Annotated in this window: 6 protein-coding genes and 1 pseudogene; 5 read left to right on the top strand and 2 right to left on the bottom strand. The window is 53.7% G+C overall.

Annotation, left to right across the window (positions count from 1 at the left end):
* The 3 genes and pseudogenes from OGW13_RS02680 to OGW13_RS02670 all read left to right on the top strand — a co-directional run.
* The coding region (locus OGW13_RS02680; RefSeq protein ID WP_287115582.1) for a DUF4329 domain-containing protein at window positions 1–3,262 on the top strand (3,262 nt) is incomplete at its 5' end.
* Window positions 3,263–3,271: 9 nt separating this feature from the next.
* Window positions 3,272–3,574, top strand: a complete 303-nt coding sequence (locus OGW13_RS02675) for an NTF2 fold immunity protein (RefSeq protein ID WP_235188482.1) — start codon at window positions 3,272–3,274, stop codon at window positions 3,572–3,574.
* 57 nt (window positions 3,575–3,631) lie between these two features.
* Window positions 3,632–4,002, top strand: a pseudogene (locus OGW13_RS02670) (RHS repeat-associated core domain-containing protein); the annotation flags it as partial.
* On the opposite strand, the gene OGW13_RS02665 reads toward OGW13_RS02670, so the two are convergent.
* Both OGW13_RS02665 and maeB read right to left on the bottom strand, forming a co-directional pair.
* Complete coding sequence (locus OGW13_RS02665) at window positions 3,974–5,038, bottom strand: glycosyltransferase family 9 protein (RefSeq protein ID WP_287115580.1); 1,065 nt, start codon at window positions 5,036–5,038, stop codon at window positions 3,974–3,976. The pseudogene OGW13_RS02670 and the gene OGW13_RS02665 sit on opposite strands and share 29 nt — an antisense overlap.
* Before the next feature lie 217 nt (window positions 5,039–5,255).
* Window positions 5,256–7,535, bottom strand: coding sequence for an NADP-dependent oxaloacetate-decarboxylating malate dehydrogenase (gene maeB / locus OGW13_RS02660; protein WP_044264854.1), 2,280 nt, complete (start codon window positions 7,533–7,535; stop codon window positions 5,256–5,258).
* A gap of 274 nt (window positions 7,536–7,809) precedes the next feature.
* Between maeB and tal the strand changes: the two genes are divergently transcribed.
* Entirely contained in the window at window positions 7,810–8,760 is a 951-nt protein-coding gene (tal, locus tag OGW13_RS02655) for a transaldolase (RefSeq protein ID WP_044256900.1), read from the top strand.
* 20 nt (window positions 8,761–8,780) lie between these two features.
* Entirely contained in the window at window positions 8,781–10,775 is a 1,995-nt protein-coding gene (tkt, locus tag OGW13_RS02650; protein WP_192502263.1) for a transketolase, read from the top strand.
* The last annotated feature ends 11 nt before the right edge of the window (window positions 10,776–10,786 follow it).

Here is a 10,786-nt window from a genome sequence, read left to right as displayed (position 1 = left end):
GCCGCTGGCGCGATACGACTATTCCCCGCGTGGCGAACTGGCAACGGTATACGACCGCAGCGGCACGGCAGTACGCCATTTTACGTATGACCCGCCGCATCCGGGACGCATGGTGGCACACCGTTATGCGGGCAGACCAGAGATACGCTATCGCTATGACATCGCCGGGCGGGTAACGGAACAGCGTAACCCGGAAGGCTTAAGCTATACCTACTCGTATGAACAGAACCGCGTCATTATCACCGACAGCCTGAACCGCCGGGAAGTGCTTTACACCGAAGGCGAAGGCGGGCTGAAGCGGGTAGTGAAACAGGAACGCTCCGATGGCAGCGCCATTCACAGTGAATACGACCCGGCAGGGAGACTTATTGCACAGACCGATGCGGCGGGCCGCAAGACGGAATACCGCCTGAGTCCCGGCTCCGGCCAGTTAAAAGAAATCGTCGCGCCAGACGGCAGGCGTACTGAATTTTATTACAACAGCCAGCGCCAGTTGACGGACACCGTATACCCGGACGGCCTGCAAAGCCGGCAGGAATACGACGTTCAGGGCAGACTCACCGCCGAAATCCTGCGCGACGGCAGCACCACCCGCTATGTGTATGCTGACCCGCACAGTGAATACCCGTCCGCCACCGAAGACGCCACCGGCAGCCGGAAACAGATGACGTGGAGCCGCTACGGGCAGTTGCTGAGCTTCACCGACTGCTCAGGCTACCAGACCCGTTACGAATATGACCGCTTCGGTCAGGTCACTGCCCTTCATCAGGAAGAAGGCCTCAGCCAGTACCGTGCTTACGATGACCGGGGCAGACTGGTCAGCCAGAAAAATGCACAGGGCCACGAAACCCGCTATGAGTACAGCATCGCGGGCGACCTGATGGCGGTCACTGGCCCGGACGGCGTACTCACGGAGACGCAGTATGATGCCGCAGGACATCCGGTGAGCACCATCACTGGCGGCCTGACACGCCGGGTAGAATACGATGCCGCAGGTCGTGTGACGCAACTGACCAACGAAAACGGCAGCCACACCACCTTCGCTTATGATGTGCTGGACAGGCTGGTGCAGGAAGCGGGCTTTGACGGCAGGACGCAGCGTTATCAGTACGGTATTACCGGGCAGCTTATCCGCAGTGAGGACGAAAGCCTTGTCACCCTCTGGCATTACGATGCGTCAGACCGGCTGACATACCGAACGGTGAATGACGAGGAGGCAGAGCGCTGGCAGTACAACGCGCGCGGCTGGCTGGCCGAAGTCAGCCATCTCAGCGACGGCCACCGCGTCGCCGTGCAGTATGAGTACGATAAACAGGGACGGATGAACCTTGAACGCCAGACGGTGCAGCATCCCGAAACGGGAGAGCTGCTGTGGCAGCACATCACCCGGCACGATTATACGAAGGGGCTGGCGACCCGGACTATCCCCGATAATCTGCCGCCGGTAGAATGGCTCACTTACGGCAGCGGTTATCTGACCGGCATGAAGCTCGGCGACACGCCGCTGGTTGAGTTTACCCGCGACCGCCTGCACCGGGAGAGACAGCGCCACTTCGGCGAATACGACCTGACCACGGCATACACCCCGGCCGGTCAGCTACAGCTCCATCATCTCAACATTCACCAGCTTAACCGTGACTACACCTGGAACAGCGGCGGACAGCTGGTCCGCATCCGCGGGCAGCATGAGCAGCGGGATTATCAGTACAGCGACGCCGGGAGGCTCCTCGGCACACACATTCAGTCGCCCCACCACGACCTGGCGCAGTGGACGTTCACCGACCCCGCGGGCAACCGGACAGCGCAACGGGATAGATACCCGATGCTGCCGGAACGCTTCCCGGATAACCGCATCACCCAGGATGTGGAGAATTTTTACCATTATGACGAACACGGCAGGCTGACAGAGAAAGACGAGCGCCGGATACGCCCGCACGGCAGCGTCGTGCATCATTACCGCTATGATAACCAGCACCGGCTGACGCACTACCGCCGGATGCAACAGGGCAACGTGCTGACGGAAAGCCGCTATCTTTACGACCCGCCGGGCCGCCGCGTCAGCAAACGGGTGTGGGCATGTACGGTATATCACGATGGCTCGTGTTCACAGCCGGCGCTGCAGGAAACCGTGTGGTACGCCTGGGATGGCAACCGGCTGACCACCACGCAGACGGACAAAACCCGCATCCAGACCGTGTACCTGCCTGGGAGCTTCACGCCGCTCATCCGTATTGAAACGGCTACCGGAGAACTGACCAGAGCCACCCGCCGCACGCTGGCGGAGAAATTTCAGCAGGAAGCAAACGTGACCTTCCCGCCGGAACTGGTGGCGATGGTGGATAATCTGGAAGCGGAACTACGGCGCGGGGAACTCAGCGAAGCCAGCCGGACGTGGCTGGCACAGTGCGGCCTGACGCCGGAACAGATGAAAAATCAGCTGGAACCGGAATACACGCCGGAACGTAAAATCCACCTGTACCACTGCGACCACCGGGGCCTGCCGCTGGCACTGATTGACGTTAACGGGGCCATTGCGTGGCGCGCAGAGTTTGATGAATGGGGGAATATCCTGCGGGAAGATAACCCGTATAACCTGGAACAGCTCATCCGTCTGCCGGGGCAGCAGTGGGATAAAGAAACGGGGCTGTACTATAACCGGCACCGGTATTACGACCCTGAGCAGGGAAGATATATCACTCAGGATCCTATTGGGTTGATGGGGGGATGGAATCCTTACACGTATCCGTTGAATCCTTTGTCCAAAATAGATCCATTAGGATTATCTGCGTGGAGTGATGCAAAGTCGGGAGCATGTACAGAAGGAATATGTCAGTTGTTTTCACCTTTTATCGGGCCAGAGAAATTTGATAATCAAGAAACCGCTGCTTTTGAAGCACTAAAGAAAATAAATGGATTATCAATAGTAAATAATAGGGAATATGCAGGTATGATATGTAAGGATAATAAAGGGGAATATTTTTCCACGAAACCTAAGGAGGGTACGGATTCCAGTTCTAACTCACTGAGTAGCCCATGTCCTGCTGGTTCAGCATCCACGGGAGCCTATCATACTCATGGTGCATATAATCGGCACTATAAAAACGAAGAATTTTCTCCTGCGGACATTAACTATTCTAAAAAACATGCCCTTAATGGGTATTTAGGTACACCAGAAGGGCGTTTTGGAAAAATGGATTCCGACGGTGAAAATATTATATATTCTGAATCTAATGCTTTACCCACAACTTTTGATATTCGGTAGGTGTAAACCTTGAAGAACTCATTTATATCACTTGCTTTGATATTGTTTGCAATATCACACTCAGCATTTGGAAGAGAAAATTCAGTGGATTTTTTAGTAAATAGCCGTGAAATGGCTTTGGAACTATCATATGTTTATGTTAAATATATATATGGAAAAGAAAAGGCGGAATTTCAAAAGCCATATAGCATCACAGATGACAATGCTTATTGGAAGATAGAGGGAAAACAACCGGAGACGTTAGGGGGGAATTTTACAATACTAATAGCGAAAAAAGATGGTCAGGTGTTAAATGTAATACACACAAAATAATCTACTGTGCATATATTCGAATATTTTACTAGGGTGTATCTCTTAACCCGAATAGAACCGGAATATATACCGGAGAGAAAAATCCACCTGTACCACTGCGACCACCGGGGCTGCCGCTGGTGCTGATTGACATTAACGGACGGGTTGCGTGGCGCGCAGAGTTTGACGAATGGGGAAATGTGCTGCGGGAAGATAACCCGTATAACCTGGAACAGCTTATTCGTCTGCCGGGACAGCAGTATGACGAGGAGACAGGGCTGTACTATAACCGGCACCGGTACTACGACCCGTTACAGGGAAGGTATATCACGCAGGACCCAATTGGGTTGATGGGGGGATAGAATCTTTATGAAGATGTTCTAAGGCCAATCCAAAAAATAGATCCCAAAGTTTATGCTCTTATGAGCAATTCTGAATCCGCGCGATAACACGCTTTATCGCAACGTTAAATTCATCCAGATTGATATGGTCAATCTCTTTGCCGACCACTATCGTTTCTGAAATATCCTGCATTGCCGGCCAACGTGTTTTATAGTCGGCATAAACCGCAATGACAGGAATATTGTATGCACTTGTCATATGTAATATGGACGTATCTGGCGTAATGGCCAGAAAGGCTCCGTTGATAACCGCAGCGGAACGCATTATGGATGGCGATAAAGACAGTCGATGCACATTTTCACACGACTGCGTTAATGATACTGCATTATCGATCCCCTTCGGCCCATGGACAATGATAATCGGCAGTTCAATCTCTCGTTTGATAATCGCGATGAGCTTTTCGGCAACTGCGTGTGAGAACGAGCGTTCCTGCGCACTGCCTTCTAAATTCAGGGCGATATACCGCCCTAACGTCGAGGTCTCACGGCGAACCTCTGTTAACACCACTTCGCTGAGTGGGAGTTCGAAAGCAGCCCTTACCGCAGGGAATCCCGCTTCCCTCATCAAAATTGCCCAGGTCATTGGCACTGGAGCACGAAGGACCTGATCCATTCTTGAAGCAATTTTACACACCGGGGAATAACACTTCATCATTAATCCAGCCGCCTGAAGATTCGTTTTTGCCCTTAATCCATTGATGAACACCATTGTTTTCAGGTTCTTCCGGCGCATGGCTTCGATGCAGATATCGGGAACTCCATATTCCCGTTTTATTTTTCTGGCGACCGTTTTTATTTCATTCAACGTGGCAGAGTCCTGCATCGTCATGCTTATTACGGTCAATTTTGTCTGTCGCATCGAAAGTGCCTCAAATACTGACTGATTAATCGTTGACGATACAATTAACACATGTTCTACGTTATTCGATTCCAGCGCACGTATTACCGGAAAAATTGACATCGCATCCCCGATTTGGTCAGGGATATGAATAACCGCTAGCTTTATATTTGAATTATCAATATAAGAAGACTGATAATCATAAAAACGATAAAAAAAACCTCTTAAAATTGATTTCAAAGACATTTTCAGCAACCAGAATTTATGCGAGAGAACATTATTTCGATTTCATTCAGCCAGCGCAAGGAATTTAATGGCGTTTTAATCTGGAGGCAACGAGAAAGGAACAGATAGCGCACCGGTGACGATCTGCTTAATAATAATGTGGACAGGATACATAAAGAACGTTCTTACCCTGAGTCAGTCAGGGTAAGAACGGGACTTAAATCATCATGACAATGAATTACAGCGGCTGTGTTTGTGCTTCAACCACCGCCAGCGCGACCATATTAACAATTCGACGAACAGAGGCGATCGGCGTTAATACATGAACGGGTTTCGAGACCCCCATCAGTACCGGCCCAACAGTGACCCCTTCCGAACTGGAAACACGCAGCAGGTTGTAACTAATACGCGCCGCTTCCATATTCGGCATCACCAGAATATTGGCCGAGCCTTTCAGCGGGCTGTCCGGCATCCGGTCATTACGAATGCTTTCCACCAGCGCGGCATCACCATGCATTTCGCCGTCAATCATCAGGTCAGGCGCACGTGCTTTGATAATCTCCAGCGCGGCGCGCATTTTGCCGGCAGACGGACAGTTGGACGAACCAAAGTTAGAATGCGACAGCAGCGCCACTTTCGGTTCGATACCAAAGCGACGCACGGTTTCCGCCGCCATCACGGCGATTTCCGCCAGCTCTTCCGGCTCAGGATCGTCATTGACGTAGGTATCGGCAATAAAGGTGTTGCCACTCGGCAGCAGTAACGCGTTCATCGCCCCGGCGGTATGGACGCCTTCACGGTAGCCAAACACCGCTTTCACCACGCTGAAGTGTTCATGGTAATCACCGATAGTGCCGCAGATCATCGCATCCGCTTCACCGCGCTGTACCATGATCGCCCCAATCACCGTGGTGTTGGCGATCACCGCACGCTGCGCCTGCTCCTGGGTAATGCCTCGACGCTTCATAATCTGGTAGTACTCGCTCCAGTACTCTTTAAAGCGCGGATCGGATTCATTGTTAACGATCTCAAAATCGACGCCTGCTTTGATCTGCAGCCCCAGTTTTTGAATGCGCATTTCGATTACGCCCGGACGGCCGATCAGGATCGGCTTCGCCAGACCCAGCGTGATCAGTTCTTGCGTTGCGTGCAGCACACGCGCCTCTTCCCCTTCCGGCAACACGACACGCTTCGGTGCTTTGCGTGCCTGCGAGAAAATCGGCTTCATGAACAGGTTAGTTTTGTAGACAAATTCCGTCAGCTTGTCGACATAAGCGTCAAAGTCGGCAATGGGACGCATTGCCACGCCGGAATCCATTGCTGCTTTGGCAACCGCTGGCGCAATTTTAACGATCAGACGCGGGTCGAACGGTTTTGGAATGATGTATTCCGGGCCGAAGCTCAGATCCTGGTCGCCATAGGCCGAGGCCACGACTTCGCTTTGCTCGGCATGCGCCAGTTCGGCAATGGCATGGACCGCAGCCAGCTTCATCTCTTCGTTGATTGCCGTCGCGCCAACGTCCAGTGCGCCACGGAAAATGAACGGGAAGCACAGGACGTTGTTGACCTGGTTCGGGTAGTCGGAACGGCCGGTACAGATGATGGCGTCCGGACGCACCTCTTTTGCCAACGGCGGCAGAATTTCTGGTTCCGGGTTAGCCAACGCCAGAATCATCGGCGCGCGGGCCATTTTCTTGACCATCTCCTGGGTCAGCACTTTCGGGCCTGAACACCCAAGGAAAATATCCGCGCCGTCAATAACGTCATCCAGCGTCCGTTTGCCGTCATCGTCTACCGCGTAGGCCGCTTTGGTTTCAGCCATATTCGGCTCGCGACCTTTGTAGATAACGCCCTTGGAGTCGCAGACCACAATGTTGTGCTTCTGCATTCCCAGCGCCACCAGCAGGTTCATACAAGCGATCGCCGCCGCGCCCGCGCCGGATACCACCATCCGCACGTCGGAGATATTTTTCTCTACCACCCGCAGGCCGTTAAGAATGGCGGCGGTACTGATGATCGCGGTGCCGTGCTGATCGTCATGGAACACCGGAATATTCATGCGTTCGCGCAGTTTCTGTTCGATGTAGAAACACTCCGGCGCTTTGATGTCTTCCAGGTTGATCCCGCCGAACGTCGGTTCCAGCGCGGCAACGACGTTAATAAATTTGTCCGGATCGAGCTCATCGACTTCGATATCGAACACATCAATACCGGCGAATTTCTTAAACAGAACGCCTTTGCCTTCCATGACCGGTTTACCGGCCAGCGCACCGATATTGCCTAAGCCCAGCACCGCCGTCCCGTTAGAGATAACGGCAACCAGGTTGCCACGCGCGGTGTATTTATACGCAGCCAGCGGGTCTTTTTCGATTTCAAGACAAGGTGCCGCGACGCCCGGCGAGTAGGCCAGCGCCAGATCGCGCTGCGTGGCAAGGGGCTTGGTCGGAGAAACCTGGATTTTACCAGGTACCGGGAATTCGTGGAAATCAAGGGCGCTTTGCTTTAACTGGTCATCCATCTTGTTGTTCCTTTCACGTATCGTTCAAAAAAGTCACGCGCAGCCAGGTGCGTCGCACATTATCACCGCACTGCGGGACGCAAACTTTGAAGGTCCCCAAACTATCACGACTTAAATAAAGATTTCGTAATCAACTCATAACAACCATGTTACCTGCTTAAGCCAGCAATACCATGCCTGTCTGCTATGCTTTTTTGTGGTGCACATCATGAATTTCTCAGAAGTGTGATTTTAAGCACTCACCTAACACGTTACTTTTCAAGGAGTATTTCCTATGAACCAGTTAGACGGCATCAAACAATTCACCACTGTCGTGGCCGACAGTGGTGATATTGAGTCTATTCGTCATTACCAACCCCAGGATGCCACCACCAACCCTTCCCTGCTGCTGAAAGCCGCTGGCCTGGCGCACTACGCGCATCTGATTGACGATGCGATCCGCTGGGGAAAGCAGCGGGGTAAAACCCAGGAACAGCAGGTTGCCGAAGCCTGCGACAAACTGGCGGTCAATTTTGGTGCGGAAATTCTTAAAAGCATTCCGGGACGCGTGTCGACCGAAGTGGATGCCCGCCTCTCCTTCGATCAACAAAAGAGTATCGACAAGGCCCGCCACCTGGTGGATTTGTACCAGCAGCAGGGGATCGATAAATCCCGCATACTGATCAAACTGGCCTCCACATGGGAAGGTATTCGCGCGGCAGAAGCGTTAGAGAAAGAGGGAATTAACTGCAACCTGACGCTGCTGTTTTCCTTTGCTCAGGCCCGCGCCTGCGCTGAAGCGGGCGTCTTTTTGATCTCTCCGTTTGTCGGGCGCATCTATGACTGGTATCAGGCGCGCAGCCCGATGGACCCGTACGTTGTCGAGCAAGATCCCGGCGTGAAGTCGGTGCGCAATATCTACGATTACTTCAAACAGCATCGTTATGACACCATCGTCATGGGCGCCAGTTTTCGCCGCACTGAGCAGATCCTCGCGCTGGCCGGCTGCGATCGCCTGACGATTGCCCCCAATCTCCTGAAAGAATTACAGGAAAAAGAAGAACCGGTCGTGCGCAAGCTGGTGCCGTCTTCGCAAACCTTCCATCGTCCCGCCCCCATGAGCGAAGCTGAATTCCGCTGGGAGCATAACCAGGATGCGATGGCGGTAGAGAAACTCTCTGACGGTATCCGTCTGTTCGCCGTTGACCAACGCAAACTGGAAGACCTGCTTGCGGCCAAACTCTAAACCTTGCCACGGAGTGTTCTATGTCCCGTAAAGACCTTGCCAATGCCATTCGTGCGCTCAGTATGGACGCTGTTCAGAAAGCCAATTCCGGTCACCCCGGCGCGCCGATGGGAATGGCGGATATCGCCGAAGTGCTGTGGAACGATTTTCTTAAGCACAACCCGACCGATCCAACCTGGTACGATCGCGATCGTTTTATTCTTTCGAACGGTCACGCTTCTATGCTGCTCTATAGCCTGCTGCATCTGTCAGGCTATGACCTGCCGCTTGAAGAGTTGAAAAACTTCCGCCAGTTGCATTCCAGAACGCCAGGCCACCCGGAAATCGGCTATACGCCAGGCGTGGAAACCACCACCGGGCCGCTGGGCCAGGGGCTGGCGAACGCCGTCGGTTTAGCCATTGCCGAACGCACGCTGGCGGCACAGTTTAACCAGCCGGACCACGAGATTGTCGATCACTTCACGTATGTGTTTATGGGTGACGGCTGCCTGATGGAAGGCATTTCGCATGAGGTCTGTTCGCTGGCGGGAACGCTGGGGCTGGGCAAGCTGATCGGTTTTTACGATCACAACGGTATCTCCATTGATGGTGAAACCGACGGCTGGTTTACCGATGATACCGCCAAACGCTTTGAGGCCTACCACTGGCATGTCGTCCACGAGATTGATGGCCACGACCCGGAAGCGGTGAAGAGAGCGATTCAGGAAGCACAGAGCGTGAAGGACAAACCGTCGCTGATTATCTGCCGCACGGTGATCGGCTTTGGCTCACCGAACAAAGCAGGGAAAGAGGAATCCCACGGCGCGGCGCTGGGCGAAGAAGAAGTGGCGCTGACCCGCCAAAAACTCGGCTGGCACCATCCGGCATTTGAGATCCCGAAAGAGATTTATCGCGCCTGGGACGCCCGCGAAAAAGGCGAGAAAGCGCAACAGCACTGGAACGAAAAATTCGCCGCTTACCAGAAAGCGCACCCGCAACTGGCCGCAGAGTTCACGCGCCGCATGACCGGCGGTCTGCCAGAGGCATGGGAAAAAACCACACAGAAATACATCAACGAGTTACAGGCGACCCCCGCCAAAATCGCCACCCGCAAGGCATCGCAAAATACTCTCAACGTCTACGGCCCACTTCTGCCGGAGCTGTTAGGCGGTTCGGCGGATCTGGCGCCGAGCAACCTGACGATCTGGAAAGGTTCCACCTCACTAAAAGAGGATCTGGCGGGCAATTACATTCACTATGGCGTGCGTGAATTTGGTATGACCGCCATCGCCAACGGCATCGCCCATCACGGCGGATTCGTGCCCTATACCGCCACCTTCCTGATGTTCGTTGAATATGCGCGTAATGCCGCGCGCATGGCGGCACTGATGAAAGCGCGACAAATCATGGTGTATACCCATGACTCCATCGGTCTGGGGGAAGATGGTCCGACCCACCAGGCTGTGGAACAACTGGCCAGCCTGCGTCTGACGCCCAATTTCAGCACCTGGCGTCCGTGCGATCAGGTTGAAGCTGCAGTGGGCTGGAAGCTGGCGGTCGAGCGCCATGATGGTCCCACGGCGCTGATCCTGTCACGACAGAACCTGGCACAGGTTGAACGCACGCCGGAGCAGGTGAAAGCGATCGCCCGCGGTGGCTACGTGCTGAAAGACAGCGGCGGCAAACCGGATATCATTCTGATTGCCACCGGGTCAGAAATGGAGATTACCCTGCAGGCCGCGGAGAAACTGACCGGCGAAGGGCGTAACGTCCGCGTGGTATCGCTGCCCTCGACGGATATTTTCGATGCCCAGGACGAGACATACCGCGAGTCGGTGCTGCCATCGAACGTCAGCGCGCGCGTCGCGGTCGAAGCCGGTATTGCCGATTACTGGTACAAATATGTGGGCTTAAAAGGGGCGATTGTCGGGATGACCGGCTACGGTGAATCCGCGCCAGCAGAGAAGCTGTTCCCTTACTTCGGCTTTACGGTTGAGAACATTGTGGAGAAAGCACACAAGGTTTTGAACGCCTGATGTCTACAACG

The organism is Citrobacter sp. Ca225, from assembly GCF_030337175.1.
Classification (GTDB): Bacteria; Pseudomonadota; Gammaproteobacteria; order Enterobacterales; family Enterobacteriaceae; genus Citrobacter_A; species Citrobacter_A amalonaticus.
The sequence above is the reverse complement of the archived record's forward strand: the minus strand, read 5'-3'. Positions and strand labels throughout refer to the sequence as shown.